18 protein-coding genes are annotated in these 23,020 nt (G+C 37.4%); 8 read left to right on the forward strand and 10 right to left on the reverse strand.

Features of this window, described 5'->3' with window-relative positions; translation table 11 throughout:
* Nucleotides 1–120: 120 nt before the first annotated feature.
* From ABR854_RS06590 to ABR854_RS06615, 6 genes are all read left to right on the forward strand, one after another.
* Nucleotides 121–1,140, forward strand: a complete 1,020-nt coding sequence (locus ABR854_RS06590) for a methionine synthase (protein WP_350264587.1) — start codon at nt 121–123, stop codon at nt 1,138–1,140.
* A gap of 1 nt (nt 1,141) precedes the next feature.
* Nucleotides 1,142–1,987: an MBL fold metallo-hydrolase gene (locus ABR854_RS06595; RefSeq protein ID WP_350264588.1), complete on the forward strand. Its 846-nt coding sequence runs from the start codon at nt 1,142–1,144 to the stop codon at nt 1,985–1,987.
* Nucleotides 1,988–2,034: 47 nt separating this feature from the next.
* Nucleotides 2,035–3,234: a Gfo/Idh/MocA family protein gene (locus tag ABR854_RS06600; protein ID WP_350264589.1), complete on the forward strand. Its 1,200-nt coding sequence runs from the start codon at nt 2,035–2,037 to the stop codon at nt 3,232–3,234.
* A 272-nt stretch (nt 3,235–3,506) separates the two neighbouring features.
* A complete protein-coding gene (locus ABR854_RS06605; protein ID WP_350264590.1) occupies nt 3,507–4,919 on the forward strand; it encodes a PepSY-like domain-containing protein in 1,413 nt (470 codons plus the stop codon).
* A 55-nt stretch (nt 4,920–4,974) separates the two neighbouring features.
* Nucleotides 4,975–5,514: an RNA polymerase sigma factor gene (locus ABR854_RS06610; RefSeq protein WP_305952249.1), complete on the forward strand. Its 540-nt coding sequence runs from the start codon at nt 4,975–4,977 to the stop codon at nt 5,512–5,514.
* 103 nt (nt 5,515–5,617) lie between these two features.
* Nucleotides 5,618–7,492 carry a hypothetical protein gene (locus tag ABR854_RS06615; RefSeq protein WP_350264591.1) on the forward strand — a complete coding sequence of 625 codons (1,875 nt, stop codon included), beginning with the start codon at nt 5,618–5,620 and terminating at the stop codon, nt 7,490–7,492.
* 21 nt (nt 7,493–7,513) lie between these two features.
* Here the strand turns inward: ABR854_RS06615 and ABR854_RS06620 are convergent, their stop codons facing one another.
* Both ABR854_RS06620 and ABR854_RS06625 read right to left on the reverse strand, forming a co-directional pair.
* Entirely contained in the window at nt 7,514–8,695 is a 1,182-nt protein-coding gene (locus ABR854_RS06620) for an ATP-binding protein (protein ID WP_350264592.1), read from the reverse strand.
* A 91-nt stretch (nt 8,696–8,786) separates the two neighbouring features.
* Nucleotides 8,787–10,175 carry an arylsulfatase gene (locus ABR854_RS06625; RefSeq protein ID WP_350264593.1) on the reverse strand — a complete coding sequence of 463 codons (1,389 nt, stop codon included), beginning with the start codon at nt 10,173–10,175 and terminating at the stop codon, nt 8,787–8,789.
* Nucleotides 10,176–10,407: 232 nt separating this feature from the next.
* On the opposite strand from ABR854_RS06625, the gene ABR854_RS06630 reads away from it, so the two are divergent.
* Entirely contained in the window at nt 10,408–10,857 is a 450-nt protein-coding gene (locus ABR854_RS06630) for a hypothetical protein (RefSeq protein WP_350264594.1), read from the forward strand.
* A 93-nt stretch (nt 10,858–10,950) separates the two neighbouring features.
* Here the strand turns inward: ABR854_RS06630 and recA are convergent, their stop codons facing one another.
* Nucleotides 10,951–12,036: a recombinase RecA gene (gene recA, locus ABR854_RS06635; RefSeq protein ID WP_350264595.1), complete on the reverse strand. Its 1,086-nt coding sequence runs from the start codon at nt 12,034–12,036 to the stop codon at nt 10,951–10,953.
* A gap of 325 nt (nt 12,037–12,361) precedes the next feature.
* On the opposite strand from recA, the gene ABR854_RS06640 reads away from it, so the two are divergent.
* The gene (locus tag ABR854_RS06640; protein WP_350264596.1) at nt 12,362–13,414 is read left to right on the forward strand and encodes a lipid A deacylase; all 1,053 of its coding nucleotides are present in this window, start codon (nt 12,362–12,364) and stop codon (nt 13,412–13,414) included.
* A gap of 63 nt (nt 13,415–13,477) precedes the next feature.
* On the opposite strand, the gene ABR854_RS06645 is transcribed toward ABR854_RS06640, so the two are convergent.
* The 7 genes from ABR854_RS06645 to ABR854_RS06675 all read right to left on the reverse strand — a co-directional run bounded on the left by ABR854_RS06645 (nt 13,478) and on the right by ABR854_RS06675 (nt 22,820).
* The gene (locus tag ABR854_RS06645; protein ID WP_350264597.1) at nt 13,478–14,245 is read right to left on the reverse strand and encodes a hypothetical protein; all 768 of its coding nucleotides are present in this window, start codon (nt 14,243–14,245) and stop codon (nt 13,478–13,480) included.
* Nucleotides 14,246–14,539: 294 nt separating this feature from the next.
* Nucleotides 14,540–14,992: a sterol desaturase family protein gene (locus tag ABR854_RS06650; protein WP_350264598.1), complete on the reverse strand. Its 453-nt coding sequence runs from the start codon at nt 14,990–14,992 to the stop codon at nt 14,540–14,542.
* A 156-nt stretch (nt 14,993–15,148) separates the two neighbouring features.
* Nucleotides 15,149–15,931 (reverse strand): DUF2490 domain-containing protein, encoded by a 783-nt coding sequence (locus ABR854_RS06655; RefSeq protein WP_350264599.1) that lies wholly within the window; start codon nt 15,929–15,931, stop codon nt 15,149–15,151.
* Between the two features lie 187 nt (nt 15,932–16,118).
* Entirely contained in the window at nt 16,119–17,702 is a 1,584-nt protein-coding gene (locus ABR854_RS06660) for a SulP family inorganic anion transporter (protein WP_350264600.1), read from the reverse strand.
* Between the two features lie 134 nt (nt 17,703–17,836).
* A complete protein-coding gene (locus tag ABR854_RS06665; RefSeq protein WP_350264601.1) occupies nt 17,837–19,705 on the reverse strand; it encodes a proton-conducting transporter transmembrane domain-containing protein in 1,869 nt (622 codons plus the stop codon).
* 2 nt (nt 19,706–19,707) lie between these two features.
* Complete coding sequence (locus ABR854_RS06670; RefSeq protein ID WP_350264602.1) at nt 19,708–22,221, reverse strand: YbcC family protein; 2,514 nt, start codon at nt 22,219–22,221, stop codon at nt 19,708–19,710.
* A gap of 218 nt (nt 22,222–22,439) precedes the next feature.
* A complete protein-coding gene (locus tag ABR854_RS06675) occupies nt 22,440–22,820 on the reverse strand; it encodes a hypothetical protein (RefSeq protein WP_350264603.1) in 381 nt (126 codons plus the stop codon).
* Between the last annotated feature and the right edge of the window lie 200 nt (nt 22,821–23,020).

A 23,020-nucleotide genomic window follows, 5' to 3' on the forward strand; every position in this document is an offset into this window, starting at 1 on the left:
TTGTTCCTTTAGCTACCCATTTCAATGGGTAAAACAGGATAGAAAAGCTGTAAGAAAATGCACACTATTTAGTCATCGAAATTTTCCATTATCAATTTTTCATTCTACATTAATAAAGATATGCAACCAATTCCCATAAAAACCACCGTAGTTGGCTCGTGGCCGTTTCCGAGTTGGCTTGAATTTGCGTCTGAGAATTTAGATAAATTCGGCCCTGCCGACATCAACGAGATGATAGAAGATGCGGTTGTAAATGCCATTCACGACCAAGTTACGGCTGGTCTTGATGTAATAACTGATGGTGAGCAAACCCGCCTTGATTTTAATTTATCGTTTTATGGTTTCATCAAAGGACTTCAACCTAACCACGAAGAAACCCGAAAATTTGGCCCACCCGCACACGACCAGCGTGGCAAACACACAATCATAGAACCATTAACCGCACCTAAAGGCTTAGGTGTGGTAGAAGAATTTAAAAGATTGCAAAGGCTTGCTCCCGAAGGAAAAATCTTGAAAGCATCCATTCCTGGCCCTTATACGCTTTCGGGAAGAATGCTGGCGGGCGAAATCTACAAAGACCGTTGGGAAATTACCGAAGCCTTATTGCCGATTGTAGCCAAAGAATTAGAAGATTTGGTAGCCGCAGGAGCAAAAGAAATCTGCATTGACGAGCCATCAATGTCGTGCTATGCGTACAAAGAAGATACCAAACGTTTTGTTGATATTTTTAACCGAACCGTGAAGAATATTGTCGGTAAAACTCGCATCGGTACGCACTTATGTTTCGGAAATTATAAAGGTCGTTCGGTTGGGAAGAAAACAATTTTGCCGATGCTACCTGATTTTTTAGATTTTACGGTCGATGAATTGCATACCGAAATGTGCGTACTGAATTTTGCCGAAGTACATTTATTAGAACGTTTTGCCGAAAAAATGGACGTAGCCGTAGGCGTAATTGATGTGAAAAGTTATTATATCGAAACCGTAGAAGACGTAAAAGAACGCATCGAGAAATGCTTAAAATACGTTCCTGCCGAGAAACTCGCCGTTGCTCCCGATTGTGGAATGTCGCAAACGGCACGTTGGGCAACAAAGCAAAAAATTGCCAATATGTGTACCGCAGCCAAACAAATGAGATGAAATGGCCTTAATTAAATCAAAACAAAAAGATAATGAGTTATTGAACGACATCAAATCATTCAATAGCTCGACTGGTTTTAAAGTTTGGTGGTTGGCACAAAGTGGTTTTCTGATAAAATGGCAAGAAAAATACCTACTTTTTGACCCTTATTTGTCGGATTCTTTGAGCGTAAAATACCAAAATACTGATAAGCCACACGTCCGTCTGAGCGAGTTGGTTATTTCGCCAGACCAACTTGATTTTATTGATATTGTCACATCGAGCCACAATCACACCGACCATTTGGATGCCGAAACTTTGATGCCGATTATTCAGAATAATGTTGGTATAAGATTTATCATCCCAGAAGCAAACCGAGCATTTGTGGCCCATAGAGTTAAATGCGATTTGAATTTTCCGATTGGCATAAACGATGGACTCAGTTTTGAGCATAAAGGATTCAAGATCACAGGAATTCCAGCGGCACACAATGCCATCGAGCGAAACGAAAAAGGTGAGTGTAAATTTATGGGTTTTATTGCCGAATTTGGTGGATTTTCGGTCTATCATTCGGGTGATACACTTTGGTTTGAAGGCTTGGAGGAAATCTTGATACCATATAAGGTTGATGTTGCTTTTTTACCCATTAATGGCAATAAACCCGAACGAAAAGTGGCAGGAAATCTCAATGCTGACGAAGCTGCCAAACTCGGAAAAATTATCGGTGCGAAACTTGTCATTCCGCATCATTATCATTTATTTGAGTTTAATACCGAAGACCCACAACGTTTTGTTGAGGCTTGCGAGTATTATCAAACAAACCATAAAGTCCTCGAAATGGGCGAAGGCGTTATTATTAATGAATAAAATATATCATAAAATTATCTATTCATCAAACAATTTACAATAAAATCATGGCAAAAGTATGTATTCTTGGCGGCGGATTTATCGGTCGATTCTATGCCGATTCGCTTCATGGGCAACGTGGACGTGACCGAGTTTCGGTAGTCTATGCTCGACGTGAAGAAACCGCTATTCGTTTCGCTACCGATTATGCAGTTCCGCATTATTTTACCGATATGGAAGAGGCCATCAAACACTCCGAAACAGAGGTGGTGGTAATTGCCTTACCCAATAATTTACATGAAACAGCCGTAAATCTTTGCGTAAAACACAAAAAAGCAGTGCTTTGCACAAAACCACTCGGAAGAAACGCCGAAGAAGCTCTCCGAATGACCAAAGCTTGTGAGGAAGCAGGTGTTTTTGCAGGATATTTGGAAGATTTATGCTACACGCCTAAATTCATGAAGTCTTTAATAAGTGTGAAAAATGGAGCAATTGGGCGAATTTTGTGGGCAAAATCTCGTGAAACGCATCCTGGCCCGCACTCCGATTGGTTTTGGGATATTGATAAAGCAGGTGGTGGAGCAGTCTTAGATTTGGGCTGTCATTGCATTGAAATTGCCCGAAATTTTATTGGAAAAGACATCAAACCCGTAGAAGTAATGTGTTGGGCCGATACGCAAGTAAAACCCATTGATGCCGAAGACCACGCCATCGGACTCGTAAAATATGAAAATGGAGCAATCGGACAATTTGAGGTGTCGTGGACTTTCAGAGGTGGTATGGATTTGCGAGATGAAGTCATGGGAACCGAGGGAACAATTTGGATAAATTCATTTCTAAGAACTGGCTTCGAAATGTTTACGAGCGGAGCGGGCGAAGGGGGCTACGTGGCCGAAAAAGCCGAAAGTTCGAGCGGTTGGCAGTTTCCAGTCGGCGATGAAGCTCATGAATTGGGATATACCAATATGTTTACTGATATGTTTAATGCGATGGAAAAAGGCATCGAACCCAACGAAACTTTTTATGATGGTTATGTAGTAAACGCCATTATTGATGCGGCTTACAAATCGGCTAAAACCAAACTTTGGGAACCTGTTCAACTACCCGAATGGCGTGGACAAGTTGGCGTACAAAAACCATCGGTTTACAACGAATACGATGCCGACCACTGGTTTATCAAAGATGAAATTTTGCCAAATGGTGATAAGAAAGTTATCTTGAAAAAGAAAACAACTGGCGAAATCATCGAATTGGAAACTTGGAAATAATCTGTTCGATTAAAAAGAAGAAAGGAGCAAGTAGATTCTATTTGCTCCTTTTTTTGTTATTATGAAACACTTATCAATAGAAATTCGTTAATATTTTGAGTTTTTTGTGAAATAAATTACTGTGTTTAGACTATTTTAGGACATTAATATTGAAAAGATTTTTGTGTAAGTATAAAATTCTTTGTTTTTATGGTTTTGTTATTCAATATAATGCAACCAAATTTTATTTGGAAGCGTCTTTATGATACTAAAGCAGTGGAAACGAATTTAAAATGAAAAAATTATATATATATCTATTTTTTGTTGGGCTGATTTTGTGGAGCTGCGATAGCGTCACAGATCTTCAACCTCAACAAGATATTGATGAAGCGATTCCGAAAGCTACCATAAATGCAATCAGAATAAATTATCCAGAAGCCACAAAAGTTCGTTTCACAACTATCGAAAAAAACAAGATTTTTCAATCAGATTTCGATGTAAGAGTTGACAGAATGTCGGCAATTGTGAATAATGTAGGGGTAATCTCGGAGATGTATAAGCAGACCGTAGTTATAAATCTGCCTGATAATATCAAGACTTATCTTGAAACGAGTTATTCTGGGGCAACCATTATCAATGTTTGCCAACAAGTCAATAAAGAGGGAAAAGTTGAGGGATATAAGATTGTTCTTAAAGATAAAGATTCGAAAAATAATACATTGATTTTTGACGCCACAGGCACACTTATCATGAATGTTTCGGATAATCATAGTGGCCCTCAATCTGGAATGCCTCCGCCAAAATTATATTTTATTGATAAAAATGAGCTTCCACAAGTTATTGAAGACTTTTTAGTGGCAAAACACGGCGATTATAAATGTATTAAAGTTGGGGTTGTTTTAGATGGAACAAACAGAAATTATTCAGTTGTAATTAGCCAGAATTTCACAACTTTTGATTACCTATTCGATGAAAAGGGTAATGTTTTGAAATCATCATCGTTTGGCGTAAATGCTCCAAGTAATCGCATTGAAGACAAGCCGATTACAATAAATGATTTGACTTCAAAAATAAAGTCTTATCTCGATAATCAATATAAAGGATGGCAGTTTGAAAGAGGTCTTGCTTTTGTTCAAAATGGGGTTATTCAAATCTATAATGTTTTGATTACCTACGATAAAAAACAGTATTCATTACAATTTGATAAAGACAGTAATTTCCTGAAAAAAGAACAAGTAGGAGTTGGAGGAAATGATAATAAAGTAGAGGTTAAACTCATTTTTCCTAAAGATATTCCCGCAATAATCGTAAACTATTTAGCAACCAAACATAAAGACTATAAATATCTTCAGACTGCCATCATCATTGAAAAATCCAAAAAAACTTACTGGATTACAGTTTTGAGTGATAAAGAAATTTATGATTATACTTTCGACGAAAGTGGTAAGTTTTTGAGTGTGAAGGAAATTGAAATGAAATTTCCTGAAAATAAAATTTATGATAGGCCACTCGACCCCAAAGATATTCCCGCCAAAGCAAAGGAATATTTAGATGCTAATTATAAAGGATGGGTATTTCAGCGAGGTGTTACGGTTTACACCGAAAATAAAATTTTTGGATATGTTATAGCAATAAAGGTCGCTAACGACTATTATTACATAAATTTTGATGCAAATGCTGCCTTTGTCTCAGCAAGAAGAGGCTAATAGCATCAATACTAACCTTATTAATTGAATCTATAAACACAGCAACCCTTTTCGGATGCGGAATGAAGTTGAATTAGTTCTTGGTTGTCAGCGAAACGACCCGAGAGCCCAAGCAGCCTTTTATAACCTCTATAAAGGTCGACTTTTGGGTGTGTGTCGTCGCTATGCCCGAACTGTAATGGAAGCCGAGGATATTTTCCAAGAGGCATTTATAAAGATTTTTAACAAAATCAATGATTTACAAAAACCTGAATCGGTTGAATATTGGGTAAAATCGTTGGTCGTCCGAACGGCCATTGACCATTATCGGCAAAATAACAAAGACCGACAATTTGTTGATTATGAGGCCATTGAAAATCAAGGTGATGCCGATATTGGCGTGATTTCGCAGTTGAGTCACGAAGAAATTGTGGGAGCAATCAATCAGCTACCTGATGGCTATCGTATGGTAGTAAACATGTATTTGATTGATGGTTATGAGCATAATGAAATAGCTAAGATTTTACAGATTTCGGAAGGAACTTCAAAATCGCAGCTTTCGAGAGCCAAAGTACATCTCCGTAAAACTTTACAGGAAATGGGCGTAGTGCTTTAGCCTCGACAGCGTTGGCTGCCCAGTTCGCTCAGCTACCGAAAGAAAGTATTTAAAATTACGAAACGAATAAAATTGCTTAAATCTCTTTTAGAGATTGGCGTATATGAAACCAACAGACGACATAAGGAAAGTTTTATCTGAAAAATTCGAGAATTTTGAAGCCGAACCACAAGATACCTCTTGGGATGCGATTCGTTTTGCTCTTGATTTGAAAGATAAACTTAGCTCTTATGAAGCTGAGCCACAAGAAGAATCTTGGAGCGAAATAAAATTTGCTACTGACCTCTCCAAAAAATTCAAGAACTACGAAGCCGAGCCACAAGATGATACTTGGAGCAAAATTCAACTCGCAACTCAACTAACCGCCAAATTCAGTGACTACGAAGCCGAACCAACAGCCGATTCGTGGGAGAAAATAAAAACAGCTTTACCAATTAATGAATCAATTGCATTAAGCGAGAAATTCAAAGACTACGAAGCCGAACCAATGGACGATTCGTGGGAGAAAATTCGTGCTGCTATGCCAGCCAGCGAGCCAGTTTCGTTGAGTGAGAAATTTGAAAATTACGAAGCCGAACCACAAGCCTCAACTTGGGAAAACATTCAACTTGCCACCCAATTATCAAATAAGTTTAGTAACTATGAAACCGAACCAACGGCCGATTCGTGGGAGATTATCAAAGCTGCCATCACGCCAGAAAAAGAACGCCGTGTGATTGCGTGGCCGTTTGCATTTAGAGTTGGTATTGCGGCAAGTATTGCACTTTTGTTGGGTTTTGGTTGGTTATTCTATAATAATAATCAAGAAAATGGGTTGGCAGAAATAAAAAACAAAAAAGCTCAATCTGCTAATAGTCAAGGAGTTAGCGAAGATGAAAATCAGGATTTAGCTACAAATAAACCAGCCGAAACAGGAAAGAGTAATACGGAAAAAGAAACGGATAATAACAAAGTTAATGAACCAAAACCGAGTATTATTGAGCCGTCAAGCGATTTGAGCGGCATTGCTTCAAATGGTAAAACTAAGAATAGAAAAGGCTCAGATGTCAAAAGTTTAGAAAAAGCTTCGACCGACAGTCAAGTTGCTAAGGTTATCAGAAAGAAAGAAAAACGTTCGCTTAGAAATAACTTAAATAATTCATCTTCAACAGAAAGTATTGCTCAAAGTAATAAAAATACAATACCGCCGACTAGTACAACACCGAATGGTAGTGAGTCGAGTATTGCATCAAATAATAATTCATCAAATCAAGCAAATAATATTGAACTAAACTTGCTTGATAGTAAGGATTTTAAACAAAAAAAGATCACACTTCCTTTTGGTGAAATTGCGTATAATAACGAAGTGCCAATGGAAGAGCCAGAAGTGCGTGTAAGACGAAAAATGATTCTGACGAGTAGTATCATGCCGCTTCAAACTTATCAAGCTCTTACGATTTTGCCACAAACTTCAACGTATATCCAACAAGTAGGTTCGTTGAATGCTCTTGATGCCCAACGCTTAGGTGTGCAAGCACGTGTGGGCGTCATGCAACCGCTCTCAAATCGCTTCTCAACTGGTGTTTCGTTGGCTTATGCAGGCATTCGTCAAGCAGTTAGTTATGAAGTAAACACGGGCGTTTATGATGTAGATTTAACAACTACTGATTATACTCTCGTGGGTGTAGGCGAAACCGTGAGTCAGAATAAGTTTTTACACACCGTTGGTTTGAAACTTGATAATTCGTATTTGGTATCGAATAAGAAAAATAAAGTCTTTGTATTGGGTGGAGCAGAAGCCGTAAGAGTTTTAAACAATAATCAATACGCCTACTTTCTCAATGCCTCAGTTGCTTTGGCTTACCCAATGAAAGGCGGCAAAACCGTTTGGATTGAGCCAACTTACCGTTATAGTCTCTCACAATCGCTCGATGCGAATAGTTATATGCAAATCCGCCCTTCAAATATTGGTTTGAATCTTAGGGTTAATTTTATGTAAAAAGGCTGTTTTCTTGAAGTTTTATACAATATTTCCGCCCCAAAACCAATCTTTGAAGTCTGAATTTGCCGCATGGCGAGCAATAAGCATAGTGCTTTCTAAACTCAATTCAGTAGAGCGATGAATCAAAACTTTTAAATCTCTATCTGAAGGAGTTTCTTTTACTTCTATTCCAACTTTTTCATTCAAAATAAAATCAATTTCCTGTCCCGTTTTTCTTTGGTAATAAGCCAAGTTACCTTTTGCTTTTAGTTGCAATGCAATCATGTTTTCGAAAACTTGTCCACTACTCACTTGAGCTAAAATCTGTAATATTCCAGTATCAGCAAAGTAGAGTTTAGTTTGTCCCGAAATTTCTTTGTCTTTATTTTTAGTAAATGTTGGAATCCTGTGAATAAAATAGGTGTATTCGAGCAATTCTAAATAATCAGTAATTTTATTTCGATTAATACCTGAGACACTACTCAATTTGCTTACATCTAATCTGCCTCCAACTCTTGAAGCCAGTAATTGAATCAACTTATAAAGCTCGTTACTCATTTTGAAATCGGATAATAGCTTTATATCCAGTTCAATATAGGCATTGATGACATCTTTAAGATAAGCTATTTTATCTTCTTTAGTTTCGGCCAAAACTACCTCAGGGAAACCGCCAAATTGGATGAATTCCTCATATAAAGGTTTGTATTTTAAATAAATAAAGGCATTGTAAGAAATTTCTGTCAATGCAGATGTTTCGGCCTCGGGTAACCTTTTGAATAGTAGAAACTCTTGAAACGAAAGTGGATACATTTCAAAAATGCGTTTCCTTCCAGCCAAACTTTCAGAGAAATGGTTTTTGAGGTAATAGGAACTTGACCCCGAAAGTAAAAATTTGATGCCATAAGTATCGTATAAGTATTTGACGACACTAACTGAAATCGGTACGAGTTGAATCTCATCAATGGCAATGACACAATTTTGATTTAAGGTAAGCCCCAAACTTTTTAATCCAGCTTCAATGATTGTATAACTATTCTCAGAAAACAAAATCCTATTTTCAATCTTTTCGAGGTCTATATAAGTTTTATTTTCATGGTCAATCTCTTTCAGCAAATACTTTAATGCTGTTGATTTTCCAACCCTACGAAGCCCCGTAATTACTGTAATTTGAGGCTTAGCGAGATGCTGTTTTAATTCTTCAAAAATTACTCTTTTATACATTTGGTATTACTTTTTGTGTAAATATAATGCAAAAAGTAATACTATATGAAAGTATTTTCAAAAAAAACTTAGGTTTTATACTTGAAAGCGGTTACTTCTTCAAAGGAAATAACTCCGAATCAACTCTTGAAGTTTGCATAATTTTTTCCATTTCAGCCAAAATTTTCGGGTATTTGGCAGCTAAATTGGTTGTTTCCGAAAGGTCTTTACTCAAATCAAATAATTCAGTGTTACCTTTTTGTTTCACGAGTTTCCATTTGCCTTTTCTCACGGCTTGGTCGAAGCCTCGCTCGTGAAATTCCCAGTAGAGGTAATCATGCTTTTGGGCAATTTTCTTGCCCGATAGAATATTAGCAAACGAAATCCCATCAATATTTTTTGGGGAATTTGCTTTAATTAGGTCTGCAAAAGTGGGCATTATATCCCAGTTTGCCAGTGGTTCACTCGTAGTTCTTCCTTTAGGAGTATTTGCTCCCCAAGCAATCATCGGCACTCTGATTCCTCCTTCATATAAATCTCTTTTGAAACCTTTTAATGGCCCATTGCTATCGAAAAACTCCATTTCTCGGCCACCTTCATTGTGTGGGCCATTATCTGATGTAAAGAAAACGTAAGTGTTTTTATCCAAACCTAATTCTTTCAGCAAAGCCATCAAACGCCCAATATCGGCATCTATATGGTCAATCATAGCGGCCGTATTAGCGTTAGGTTTATCCTGCGAACGATACGAACGAGCTTGTAAATTCTTTTGCACGAATGGCTTTTTTTCTTCAAAAATACTACTGCCGTCAGGGTTTAAATATTTCTTTAAAGTAGCTGGCGGGGCATACATTTCAGCATGCGGCATCGTGATAGCCCAGTACATAAAAAATGGCTTTTCGTGACCTTCTTTTACATAAGCAAGAGCTTTTTCAGTAATAAAAGGATGAGAATGTTGTAGTGAATCCATCGGGTAAGATTCACATTTCCCATCTTTGATTGTCCAGAGATTATTGGTATAAAATCGGTGGGCATGACCTTGTGTAGCATAGCCCAGAAATTCGTCCCAACCTTGTTTTTCGGGCGAACCAGAGTTGTGGCTTTGCCCGAGCCCCCATTTTCCAAACATGGCGGTTGTGTAGCCATTTTCTTTCATCATTTTTGGTAAAACTTGCTCGTTTTCACGCATCGGAAACTCTCCATTGCCACGTATGTAGGCGTGTCCCATGTGCAAGCCTGTCATGAGAGCGTAGCGTGATGGAGCACAAACGGTATTTCCCGAGTAAAAATCCGTAAAACGAGTTCCTTCGGCCGCCATTTTGTCGAGATTAGGCGTTTTTATAGTCTTTTGTCCATAGCAACCGATGTCTCCATAGCCTAAATCATCGGCCATGATGTAGATGATGTTTGGTCGGCCAATTGTGTTTGATTTATCTGATTTTGCTGACAGTAAAATAATCACCGCAGATAGAATGAATGTAAAATAAATGAGTTTTTTCATATTTAATGTTGAATAGCTAAGTGAGAGCAAGTTAAACTTTTTTTTGAAAAATCGCATCCTGCAAATTACTGACTTACTGTTACCTTTCAGAACTCAAATTAGTCTCAATATTACCGTTTATAAATTCAAAAAAAGCCTTTTAATGCTTTTGATAACCTATGAACCACAATTCTTTGCATATTTCTAAAAAATCCGTTCTTTTGTATCATCAAACAATAAATATTTTCAAGCAATGAAATTCAAAATCACTCTTTTTATCATATTCGGACTTCTCGTTGGCGTAGGTTATTATCTGACAGCGGGTTATTACTCTAAAGGCGAACGAGCAGGCACAATCTCAAAACTCAGCGAAAGAGGATATGTATTTAAAACATACGAAGGAGTTTTGAATGAAGGTGGATATTCGGGTGAAACAGGTACACTTACGCCACGTTATTTCGATTTTTCATGTAAAACCGATTCGACTATTACGAAATTGCAAAGAGCTTTAAAAACTGGTGAACGTGTAACGCTGAAATATGCCGAGAAATTCTTCCAGTTTCCGTGGAATGGTGATACAAAATATTTCATCACCGATGTTGAATTTATCACTCCACCAGCACAACCAGTACAGCAATTACTTCCACCACAGCAAACCGTTGCCCCTGCTGCTACTGAAGCAAAATCTGACTCTACTTTATAATTTTCAAAATATAGAATAATTCACAAAAGCAAAAAAAGACAGTCTAAAAGACTGTCTTTTTAAATTTTACTTATTTCCTATAATCTAATACTTTTATTCTGGGGTTTCGTCTTCAACCACACCATCTTGGTCGCCAGGTTTCGAGTCCAAGAGAGCATCGGCATCATTGGCAACCGTCGCTTTGATTTTTTCTTCCAATTCGGCCATCAATTCTGGATTATCTTTCAGCATATCACGCACACCGTCACGTCCTTGACCTAATTTTGATGTACCGTAAGAGAACCACGAACCCGATTTTTTCACAATTTCTAAATCAACTGCTAAATCAAGAACTTCACCAGCTTTTGATACACCTTGGCCGTAAAGAATATCAAATTCTACTACTTTAAAAGGTGGAGCAAGTTTGTTTTTCACAACTTTCACACGAGTACGGTTTCCGAGAATATCATCGCCATCTTTGATTTGACCAATTCTACGAATATCAATTCTCATCGAAGCATAGAATTTCAAGGCATTACCACCCGTAGTTGTTTCTGGGCTACCAAACATCACCCCAATTTTATCACGCAATTGGTTGATGAAAATACAGCAACAGCCAGTTTTGTTAATCGTACCTGTTAGCTTACGCATGGCCTGCGACATCATACGTGCTTGAAGTCCCATTTTGCTATCGCCCATGTCGCCTTCAAGTTCGGCTTTTGGAACGAGGGCAGCCACTGAGTCAATCACGATAATATCAACCGCACCAGAGCTAATCAAATGCTCGGCAATTTCGAGTGCTTGCTCGCCATAATCGGGTTGCGAGATTAATAAGTTTTTTGTATCAATACCCAATTTCTCGGCATAGCTACGGTCGAAAGCGTGTTCTGCATCAATAAATGCTGCAATACCACCTTGTTTTTGAGCTTCAGCAATTGCTTGCATCGCAAGTGTTGTTTTACCCGAAGATTCTGGTCCGTAGATTTCAATAATACGTGCTTTTGGGAAACCACCTACACCAAGAGCAAGATCAAGGCCAAGCGAACCCGTAGAGATAACTGGTACATCCATTATCTTCGCATCACTCAGTCTCATTACTGTTCCTTTACCGTAAGTTTTATCGAGTTTCTCCATTGTGGTTTGGAGACTTTTCAATTTGTTTGCTCTGTCGTCGCCTTTTGGTTCTTTTTCTGCTGCCATTTTATTTTTAAAATTGAATTTTAATGATATTACTACAAACTGCTACTATTTAGGTAAAATTTGTTTATATTTCAAAAATACTGTGTTTTTATTTAAGAAAATCATATATTTTTTATTTTTACTATATTAAAAAAATACAATTTAATTTTCTTAAAAATATCAAAAAAAGTATAAGTCTTTTTAATACATTCTATGTTTCATTTTTACCTGTATTGCTCATTTGAACACTACAAAGGTAATACAATTATCTAATACAATGCACAAATATTTTTATGAACGGTTTTTTTTAATGATGAATGGCTTTTTAAAATCTTTATTTTTTTGTATGTATTTTCTTGCGTGTGTGCATACATATACATACGCACAAGTAGATAATATTAACCTCGAAAGTAATCATAAAATTACTGGCATTAATATAGGAAAAGTGCAATTTAATCTTAACTCTTTGGTTTATGTTAAAAACAATGAGTATTTCAATGAAATAGCTGATGGTTACACACTTATTGGCTATTATGCTAACCCAAGTATAAGGTATAAACTTCATAAAAAAGTGCAAATTGATGCTGGGGTCTTTGTTAGAAAAGAATATGGTTATAATGGATTGAAAGAAATCGAACCGACTTTTATGGTACAAGTAAAACAAAAAGATTGGCGGTTTTTATTTGGAAATATCGAAGGAAATATCAACCACCGATTGATTGAACCATTGATGACTTTTGAGCGTGTTCTTAGCCAACCTTTAGAGCATGGCTTTCAGGCAAAATACCAAAAGAAAGAAGCTTTTTTTGATGGCTGGCTCGACTGGCAACAAAGCACAATTGCGGGTAAAACTAACCAAGAGCGTATTTGGGCTGGAGTATCATTTTATAGCCCCGCAGTGAGTTTCAAAGATGTTAAGTTTCAGGCTCTTGCACAGGCGAGCGTGTTTCATATTGGCGGGCAAAATATTCAGAGTTTACAGCCAGTTCGTACGCTCCTAAATCCTGCGGCTGGGCTGCGTGTGAAGAAAGATTTAGGAAAAAATCAGTCGCTTACGATTGATAATTATTATGTCGGATACTTCGAGTCTCCTCTGCAAGGAACGGCCTATTATTTGAATTCATTTTGGAAAAACACTAAGTATCAAGCAGGTTTTAGTTATTGGTTTGGTAGCTTTTTTAACTCGCCTTTTGGCAATGATTTGATGCAATCGGCCTCTCGAAAATTCAATAATGAAAATTATTATGAAAATACTCGTAGTTTGCTGATAATAAGGCTGGTACGTGATTGGAATATTTCGGGAAAAGTGAAAATTTCGCTGAGAGTTGAGCCTCATTATGACCTAAATAACCGAATTTTTGAACACTCGGAAGGGCTTTATTTAAGCTGTAAATTATAAAAAAATGCCACAGGTAAACCCGTGGCAAGCAATTTTTCTCAATAGCAATTTGTAAAGTTTTTATCAAAATCTGGCTTTCATTTTTCCTGTAAATGAAAGTAGATTTTCGTAGTCAATTTCATCAAAAATTAAGTCGTCAGGTACTTTATCTTCGGCACTGTGATTGACAATCATGTTGTAATATTTGAAGCTACTCACAGGTACTGAAAGGCGGAAGATAACACCACGTTCGTAGCGAGTATCTTCTATTTTCCAAATCGCCAACTTGGTCTTTTCGTCAAGGAATTTTACCGTAAACTTGCTTCCTTGAAAACAATCAATGATGATTGAGTTCTGAAATTTCTTAACCGATTTTATAAAATGTGTTTCGGGACCTTCACCTTTTGTGATTACAATGGTCGAATCGGTTAAATGAAAAGAATAGTGTCCTTTGATTGTCTTTGGACAAAAAATGTACGTTTTACCATTTAATTCTTGTGCTTCAAACCACTTTTTAGGTAGCGAATTATAAAGTGTATCATCTTTGAAAGACCAAAGTTCTTTCATTTGCTTCGATGCTTTAAAGTCTCTACAATGACGAAAAACAATTGACTGGTAATAGTCATCAAGATCGATTCGTTCTTCTAAATTCCTGCAAAAAACCGAATTTTGTGTGGTATCAATAAAAATCCCGTATCGGCGTTTGATAACCTTATCGGGATTATCGGGCTTAATAGTAATGGTTTCGTTATAAAAACTTCGGTAGATTGATTCAGAAATATTGCTCGTTGTTTGAGCAAATGCCGAACTAATAAAAAACCAAAGTATTAGGTATGCAAAAGCTTTTTTCATAAAGGCACGAAGGGCTTTTTTCGTATATATATATTCTTAAAATGAGCAAAAATCGTGCTAAAAGTTGAATAAAAAAAATTAAAAAATGCTTTTCATCTAAAATGCTTATAGTCAACGAACTATGATTTTTTATGGCTCGTTTAATAAGAAATTTTGACTTTCGGAATGGTTATTGTACGGTACTTTAATAAGTTTTTGGGAAGAAATCCTACTTTCTGAAAAACAAAAAAACGTAGCAAATTTACTTTTGATAATTTGCTACGTTTTTACTTTTTAAACCTATTGCTGTTTGGGTTAATCCCTCTGTTTTGGCTCATATTTTTCGGGAGCATACAAAAATCCGAATGCCTCTGCACCATCTTTTGTGTGTACCTTATGATGAATATAATGTGCGTGCATGATACGCTTCATATATTTACTTCTGGCCACAAATTTGATTTTTACTCGGCGATGCACAATTATATCGTGAAACACAAAATAAGCTACTCCATAAAGCGTAACACCCGCACCAAACCAGGTCAAGTACCAAAAATCTGGATTCAGATTTCCGTAGATAATTGTTGAAGACGCTATAATACTAAAGACAACTGCGTAGTAATCATTTTTCTCAAAAAAACCTTTGTGATGGTTGTGGTGGTCGGCGTGCCATGCCCAGCCAAAACCGTGCATGATATATTTGTGGGCAAACCACGCCATGAATTCCATGAATGCAAATGTGCCGATGACGATTAAAAACTTGATAAGCATAGTGCTATAAATATTTGATTGAGTTCTGTATTCTTAACACAAAACTACAAATGATTGTTTGATGAAAAAGATATTTTTAAGAGAGTTTTTTGCTATAAAAAAATCCCTGCTTGATATTCAAACAGGGATTTGCTCACCAAACCAAGTTTTTTATTGTTATTTATTAAACGCAAAATTTGTAAGATATGATATTCGGAGAGTTGGATTACTTTCTAAAATAGTGTCCGAAAAGTTCCAGATGTGTTGGTGAATATAACACAACTGGATTTGGTGACGAGGATTAATGACATAACCCAAACCAGCAATGATTCTGTTTTGATTCATAAAGGTTTTTCCAACGTTATTTTTGCTTATATCTGTTCCTAACGGCCCGATATTCATAAAAGCTTCATCGCCAATAATTCCGAGTAGTTTTGGCTTGTTATCAACTTTCACGAGCGGATAAGTTGCTAAAATCATATAACGCAAGCGGTCACGGAATTTATAATCGTTGATTGCATAATCGTTTTGGCTCGTTGGAGTTGCCACCGTACTGCTCGCAATGCCCACAAAGCGGAACTCGTTTCGCAAACGATTCGTGAGTTTCAAATCGCCCAATTGATGATTGAAAGTACCTTGAATCCAAGGGTGATTTTCGGGAATTGGACGTTTGTTGATGGCGGGATTTCCGTAAACGTAAGTATTATAATGACTAAAACCCACACTTCCGATAAAATGCTTAGTTAGTTGATAATCAAGCGATGGACGAATAAAATACTGCTGTTTCTCGCTGAAACCATTGGCGTATCGCATGGTAGCTTCGAGAGTAAAGGACAGTTTTTTTGTAAGCATATTTTTCCCTACATAATGTAGCCAAATATCATTGTTTTGGCTTTTAGTTTGAGCAAAAAGACTACCGATGCTACAAAAGAATATGATAAGTGTGATGTATTTTTTCATGATTTTTAGACAATAGTTTTCCAGACACAATCAAAATAGCTTGTGCCTGAAAATGAAATTTGTGAATTCTTGATTGAAAATGTTTGTTGATAAATCAAATAAAAAGAAAGATTTTGACAAAAATAATAGCGAAATACTAAAGAAATGACTTCAGTCAAAAAGACTTTTTATTCCATTTATCCAAATCTTACCTTTTACGAGCAGCTAAATGATGCTCCGATACGGGTTTATGAGTTTCTAAACCAATGATACTCACTGTTCCACCATTTACTTTATAGTCATGCTCAAAGTGGTGTAGATTTTCCATTACTGAGTGGTCAACTAACTTAGTTTCTTTTAGGTCAATAATTACATTAAACCCTGGTGGAATTGCTTCTAATTTGGTTTTTATGCCCAAATAATTAGTAAAAATCGCCGCTTTATCAATCTCGACTAAATAAGTATCGTCGGTGAAAGATACCACAACTGGGGCTTTAAACAATGCCGTTACCGAAGCTCCATGATAGAGGTGAATAAGAATTTTTAGCAACATACCAGCTCCAATACCTACCAATAAGTCTTCAAAAAGAGTAAAGAAAATGGTTACTAAAAAGATAGCAAGTTGCTCTTTCCCAATTTTGAAAGTTTGAACAAATTCTCTTGGGTGAGTCAATTTGATACCTACCGTAATCAACATTGCTGCCAATGCAGTGTTTGGAATCAGCTCGATGAGGTGCGATGCAAGCAAGACAAACCCTAAGATAAAGAATCCATGAAAGAAGTTTGCCCAACGAGTTCTTGCTCCATTATTTACGTTTGATGAGCTACGTGCAACTTCTGAAATCATTGGCAAGCCACCTAAAATAGCTGCCAAAGTATTGCCAATTCCGACCGCAATTAAATCTTTATCAGCGTTTGATTTTCTGCGGAAAGGGTCGAGCATGTCAATTGCTTTTACGGTCAGCAATGACTCCAACGAACCTACCAAAGCAAACATAATTACATATTTTATAAAAACACCTGTTTGAGCAACTCCAGCAAAATCTACGTTTATTTTAATGTTTTCGAGCAAATTTCCGATGTGAACCAACGCATAAGCTGGCTCAGTTGTCTGAAAATCTAACATCAATTCAGCAGGGATAGCAAACAATAAAACCATCAGCGGAGCAGGGATTTTCTTGATTGGGTGATTGATAAAAGGCCAAATCAACATGATTGTTAAACTTACTAAGCCAACCAACGTAGCTTTGGGGTCCATGTGCATAACGAATGACGGAATTGAAGCCAATAATTCGATTGGACCTTTTCCTTTAACCATTGTAGGGTCAACATCAAGCAAAACAGGGATTTGTTTAGCAATGATGATTAAACCGATAGCCGCCAACATTCCGTGAATGGCCGAAAGAGGAAAAAAATCGGCCAGTTTGCCGAGTTTGAAAACGCCAAAAAGTATCTGAACAATACCCGCAACTACCATTGCTCCTAAGGCAAGATGCCAGCCAGTTTCGCCACCGCCAAACTCACCCACTGCCCCTGCTACAATTACAATCAAACCAGCCGCAGGACCTTTGATTGTGAGGCGTGACCCCATAAAGAAACTTACGACAATACCACCAATGATGGCAGTAATCAAACCCATAATTGGCGGAAATTCTGATGCTTTTGCTATTCCTAAACTAAGAGGTAGTGCCAATAAAAATACAATAAAGCCTGAGATTGCATCGGTCGAAAAGTTCTCTTTCAAACCTTCGATACCATCTTTTGGTAATAGGAGTTTTGTGTTATTTTCCATTTTTTAATATTTTTTAGAATCTATTATTTTTTGTTCTGTTACTGGTTATTGGGAAACTGGTTACTGGATACTTGTTACTGGTTATTTGTTTTCTAATTTCCCAGTTCTCCAGTAACCAATCCACCAATAACCAATCATGATGATTTATAAGCTGTTTCGTGATAGGTTTTTACGTGCGGCCCAAGGAAAAGGCGAGAGTATAGACGAATTAATGAAATACCTGCCAAAATATAGCTTGATGCCGTAGCATAGGCCAAAACCACTTGGTTTTCGTGAATGTGACTAAACACCAAATCAAGGCCAATGAAAGTTGGTGTAATCGGAAAACCAGCTAAGCCTAAGCAAGCCAATAAGAAAACCATGGCAAATTTTGGATGCTCGAACGAATGACCGTGAAACTGGTTGAGGTCGATGTTTTGCTCGTAGCTTTTGAGTTTCAAGATTCCCCAATAGCCCACAAGTCCCGAAACGATGATTCCGCTGAGATAAAAAGCTATTTCGGTCAGTTCAAATTTTTCATTGAATGAAATTGCCAGTGCAATCCAGAAGTGGTTCATTATCAGCAATAACCAACTCATTAGTGGGCTTTTCCGCTCCGAAAATGATTTCAGAATCATCAATAAACCAATCAATGCAAATGCACCAGGAAGATATTCATGAGGGTGTTCGCTGCCATTTCCATTAATAAATAAAAAAATCAGACCCAATAAATAAGCAGGAATGAAGAGTAATAAGAGCCGATTGACCGTCAAAAAATCAAGTTTACGGCCGATATTTTTGAGCGGTTTCCAAAGAATATAATTCATAAATGAATCAAGATTAAATTCTTTTAGGCTCAATAAATAAATCGAATATTCGATTTTCTTCGGTAAGCTATCTTCGATTGTATGATGACGAGGTATGAAATTGTAGAACTGCTCACGAATTTTATAACTAACCACCGAAGGCGAAACCAAAAGTTGATAAGTACGCAAAAAGGCATTTCCAGCGAAGTGAAAAAGAGCAAATTTCTCAAATCCTAAAGCAACTTCAATGAAAATAATACCAATTTGTGCAATCGAAGCATAAGCAATTTGGCTTTTGACCGATGATTGAACTCGGGCAATTGGTGAAGCAATCAGAGCTGTGCATAAACCAAGTAACACGATGAGGATTCGTACTGAAATCTGATGTTCCCAAAAAGTGTACGTACGCATTAATAGAAATACCCCCAAGTGCACCGACAACGAGCCATAAAAAATGGCACTCGATGGCGTTGGGCCTTCCATGGCACGTGGCAACCACGAAGAGAACGGTAGTTGAGCCGATTTGGCCGCAGCCGCCAACAAAATCATTAATGAAATGAATACGCCAATGTAACTATGCTCGGCAAGATGTTCGTGTACGAGTTCGTAGTTGCTCAATTTCAAGAAAGTGATGTTTTCGTGCCATAGATGGTGGCTCGCCCACATCGCCAAAATTAAGCCCACATCGCCGATTCTGTAAACTGAGAATACTTTGATGGCGTTTTTTACGGGGAGATAACGGTCACGATAAAAAGCAATTAGTAAAAACGAGCATATTCCTAAAACTTCCCAACCGATAAAAAGTGTCTCGAAATTTCCTGATAAAATCGTTATGTTATAGCCCAAATAAAAGAACAGAATAGTATTGAAAAAACGCTTGTAGCCACGCTCACGGTGTAGGTAATATCGGCTGTAAATCGTAACCAGAAAAGTCAGAAATGCACCGACCAGCAAATACACAACCGTGATTTTATCGAAGCATAGATCGACCAAAAACTCATATTCTTTTGATATAAAAAGTGCGATTTCTTTTAGATTTAGTACAGGATGACCATTGAATAACCAATAGCCAACAAAACCCAGTACAAAAAACAACGTTAGTCCAACGGTTAGAAATGCGGTTCTCGAAATAGCGGTTTCGTTTTTACTTGGAATCAATAAACTGATAATAAAGCCCAAAAGGGGTATAAAAATAAATAACTGAAGTATCGGAGTCATAATCACTTGATTAAATAAACAGGGAAATTTTCTTGATGCGATTCAATCAAACTTTCAATATCTCGCACAGATTTGACAGTTTTTTGAAGTGGTTCATAGCGACTAAAAGCTCCATCTTTGAAGTAAGAAAGCTCTTTCGTAACTGGGTTTACAACTACCAGATGAATCCATTCATTCAGAAACCATTCGTAAGTTTGGTCAGATTTCTTAATCGCCGACAATACTACATCCGTGAAATGTTCTACAATTACCATCAATCTGATGGGATCATGTACTTCAATCATTTGGCTCGGAAGACCAGGGCGAAGGTCGCCGTCGATACCGTTGGCTACTCCGAAAAGCCCCATCACGTTGTGTGGAAGTTTTGAGCCAGCTCCCAACTTATGATTATCTACTCGTGAGAAATAATATTCAAGATTGATACCGCCACAAACAGGAGCAACGGCATTGAGAATATTTACCAAAAATTTACCTTCGGGGTCAACTTCATAATCGAAAGAATTCATAAACGAACGGCGGTCAAGGAATAGCTTTTCCGACATTTCTCTTCGGCCGACAAGGCAAAGGGCATTGGTAGCATGATTGAGCTCTGGACGTGGTTCAAACAATGATACCGCTCTGATTCTGATGCGTTCGTGGATTGCTTCAGGGCTTTCGTTTGTATCAATCGATTCGAATCTTCTTGAGCGTTCTTTGGCATTAAAATCAAGGGATTTTACAAATAAAGCCTCGTTTTTGAAGTGTTTTTGCTTATTTTCGTCGGTAAAAATTTCTGTATCATAGAAAGCGATTTCATCACGAGTCGTATCATGTAATGCTCCCACAAACTGTGTACTGGCAGGAATATCAATGCCTTGCGTTCGCAAAATCTCACGCACACCCGCATGATTCGCCATGAAACTAATCACACGTGCATTGACCGAACCAGGGCGACCCGAACAAGCCCCGCAATCATAACCCGCATAATGTGTGTTGTTTACGCTACTTGCACCATGCCCAACCACATAAACTATCGAGGCAAAATCTTTCACTAAACCGATGCTATTCAAGAGGTTTCCTACACGAAGTGCCATTTCTTCCACCGTAAAACCTACTTGTAAGCCTTCTTCTACATCCTCAAGGTTTTTGTTTTCAATCGTCAGTTTTGAAGTAGTATCCATGTGTTTGAAAGACGATACCGCAGCGGCGTTTTCGGATGGACGAAAAATATTGAGCAACAAACGAAATGCCGACCAAAAACCTAAAGTTTGAGCAATAAACCAACCCGTGAATAACGACTGCGAATGCTTACCAAAGTGAATATCATTATTTGTTTTTGCTTTTGAGTTTTCGATTTCTTCCTTAATCAAATACTTGGGAGTGACTGGTGCGGGGCATTGTTTCGTAGAAGAATTGGCATGAACAGGCTTATAGAAAAACTCTACACCAAAGAAACCCGCCGTACCATAGGTTTTGCAGCCCTCATCAAATTTTTCTAAATATCGTCGAATTGAGCATTCCCGGTCGTCGATACAAAACATAGCTTGGAAACTCTTTTCTTTGATTTCTTCATGTTTTGAAGCATCTATTTTTACACCCGCCAAAACTTGGTCGTAATAAGTCCATTCAAAAGCATCTTGCCAAATATTGAGCAATTCGCTGAGTTCGGTTTTAGGTACATCGCCAAATAATTCGTTCGGTTTTGAATCTAAACGATGTTTCAATGATGTCCAATTTTCGCCAAATTTTGTGTCAAGAGCATCAATTTCGAGCAAAAGTTCAAAAATAATGAGTTCTTTGAGCGTAATTTTCTTACGGTCGAGCAATGTTTGAGGTAAGTCTTCAACTGCTGAAACCATACCCGACCAACCCTGATGGGCAAACTGTTGGTCGAAAATATATTGATTAAAAAGCGATTTATCTTCAACAATAATTGTGAGTAAATCTTCAATGGTACAAGTTCCTTCTAAAAGCAATTTCTTGGCTCTTTCATTTTTGAAAAAACTCGAAAATGTATTCTGTTCAATTTCTCGCATCGAAGCCAAGAATCCTTTTTTAGAGTCAGGGAAACTCCAAATCGAAATACCTTGGTCGAGATAGCTGCACAAAATTCTGAACAACAGCGGATGCACCAACAAATCAAGGTCGATATAATATTTCTTCTTCCAATTAGAGCGAAGCCTGCCAATGCGTGGCGAAATAGACTCATCATATTTGCCATAAAGGGCTTTGGCTTTCCATTCTTCTACATTCGTACTACCTTTTCTTGCGGCAATTACTCGTTCTAAAATGTCGTGATTTATTTGTTCGTTTGAGTAAAGCGAACGGTATTCTTCCAATGAAAGAGAAACTTTATACCCAAAAATTTTTGATGCTCTACGGATAGCATCGTAGAATTTTAAATCTTGAAAAGCATGGAGCGTATTGTGATGAACAAAGTCTTTGAGCGGAGCTTGTGCAGGCAGAAAGTGCTTGAGTTCGTGCAAAAGCTCGTGTTCATCGAATCCGTGAGATTCGTTTGAATGGCTCTTTTTCATAAAGGTTTTTATATAATTTATAAAACGAAACGGGTCTAAATGAGCCATCTTGCTTGGTCAGGCTCAGTGAGACTTGGATTGTAGGCAAATAAAGAATGGTATCCTAAAATCAATTTAAAAAAGAGATTAAAAGTCTTTAATCTGCACTACGAAGTAGGTCGAAGGAGTGTGCGGTATCAGAGCCACAATAAATGGCTGATGCCAACACGGGTGTGATATCAGATTCTGAAATTTTGATTGAGTAAGAATTTTGCCTGATTAATGGCAAAGAGTGTGCGATTGTCGAGGATACGAATGGAACACAAAGATGCCTTCAACTGCACCAAAAATAGATAATCGCTTGCCGTATTTGTCAAATCGCAGTCTAAAAACTGAATATCCGATTCGCCATCGGCATCTTCCTCGATGTTTTCTTGAAATTCTTCGGCAAGTAAATAGAGTAGAGTGCCTTTGCTTGATGAATGTTCAGAAGGTGATTGCGACCAAAATGTATTTTTTGAGTCTTCAAATCCCAGCTTGCCTTGTTGGTAGGGGCTTCGCAATGTATTGAAGCTCAATACATTCAGCACAAACCACAGTATGGGCAAGAATATCCTCATGAGTAAAATTTATAGAAGCTTAGGTTTTATCTAACCAAATTTAACAAATTAAAAGAGCAAAAAACAAGAGTTTAGAGCTAAAAAAAGTTAATTCTTAAAATCTTATAATAGATTATTTGAATAATTACCAAATTTAATTTTGAGATTAAAAAGTGATTAAAAATTTAAATATGTTTTTTGTGTTTTTTGGAAAATAAATC

It is taken from the genome of Emticicia sp. W12TSBA100-4 (assembly GCF_040253585.1).
GTDB lineage: Bacteria > Bacteroidota > Bacteroidia > Cytophagales > Spirosomataceae > Emticicia.

Excerpts from the sequence above, each read along its gene's own strand:
- ABR854_RS06590 (WP_350264587.1), top strand. The coding sequence starts at position 121 with ATGCAACCAATTCCCATAAAAACCACCGTAGTTGGCTCGTGGCCGTTT.
- ABR854_RS06595 (WP_350264588.1), top strand. The coding sequence starts at position 1,142 with ATGGCCTTAATTAAATCAAAACAAAAAGATAATGAGTTATTGAACGAC.
- ABR854_RS06600 (WP_350264589.1), top strand. The coding sequence starts at position 2,035 with ATGGCAAAAGTATGTATTCTTGGCGGCGGATTTATCGGTCGATTCTAT.
- ABR854_RS06605 (WP_350264590.1), top strand. The coding sequence starts at position 3,507 with ATGAAAAAATTATATATATATCTATTTTTTGTTGGGCTGATTTTGTGG.
- ABR854_RS06610 (WP_305952249.1), top strand. The coding sequence starts at position 4,975 with ATGCGGAATGAAGTTGAATTAGTTCTTGGTTGTCAGCGAAACGACCCG.
- ABR854_RS06615 (WP_350264591.1), top strand. The coding sequence starts at position 5,618 with ATGAAACCAACAGACGACATAAGGAAAGTTTTATCTGAAAAATTCGAG.
- ABR854_RS06620 (WP_350264592.1), bottom strand. The coding sequence starts at position 8,695 with ATGTATAAAAGAGTAATTTTTGAAGAATTAAAACAGCATCTCGCTAAG.
- ABR854_RS06625 (WP_350264593.1), bottom strand. The coding sequence starts at position 10,175 with ATGAAAAAACTCATTTATTTTACATTCATTCTATCTGCGGTGATTATT.
- ABR854_RS06630 (WP_350264594.1), top strand. The coding sequence starts at position 10,408 with ATGAAATTCAAAATCACTCTTTTTATCATATTCGGACTTCTCGTTGGC.
- recA (WP_350264595.1), bottom strand. The coding sequence starts at position 12,036 with ATGGCAGCAGAAAAAGAACCAAAAGGCGACGACAGAGCAAACAAATTG.
- ABR854_RS06640 (WP_350264596.1), top strand. The coding sequence starts at position 12,362 with ATGTATTTTCTTGCGTGTGTGCATACATATACATACGCACAAGTAGAT.
- ABR854_RS06645 (WP_350264597.1), bottom strand. The coding sequence starts at position 14,245 with ATGAAAAAAGCTTTTGCATACCTAATACTTTGGTTTTTTATTAGTTCG.
- ABR854_RS06650 (WP_350264598.1), bottom strand. The coding sequence starts at position 14,992 with ATGCTTATCAAGTTTTTAATCGTCATCGGCACATTTGCATTCATGGAA.
- ABR854_RS06655 (WP_350264599.1), bottom strand. The coding sequence starts at position 15,931 with ATGAAAAAATACATCACACTTATCATATTCTTTTGTAGCATCGGTAGT.
- ABR854_RS06660 (WP_350264600.1), bottom strand. The coding sequence starts at position 17,702 with ATGGAAAATAACACAAAACTCCTATTACCAAAAGATGGTATCGAAGGT.
- ABR854_RS06665 (WP_350264601.1), bottom strand. The coding sequence starts at position 19,705 with ATGACTCCGATACTTCAGTTATTTATTTTTATACCCCTTTTGGGCTTT.
- ABR854_RS06670 (WP_350264602.1), bottom strand. The coding sequence starts at position 22,221 with ATGAAAAAGAGCCATTCAAACGAATCTCACGGATTCGATGAACACGAG.
- ABR854_RS06675 (WP_350264603.1), bottom strand. The coding sequence starts at position 22,820 with ATGAGGATATTCTTGCCCATACTGTGGTTTGTGCTGAATGTATTGAGC.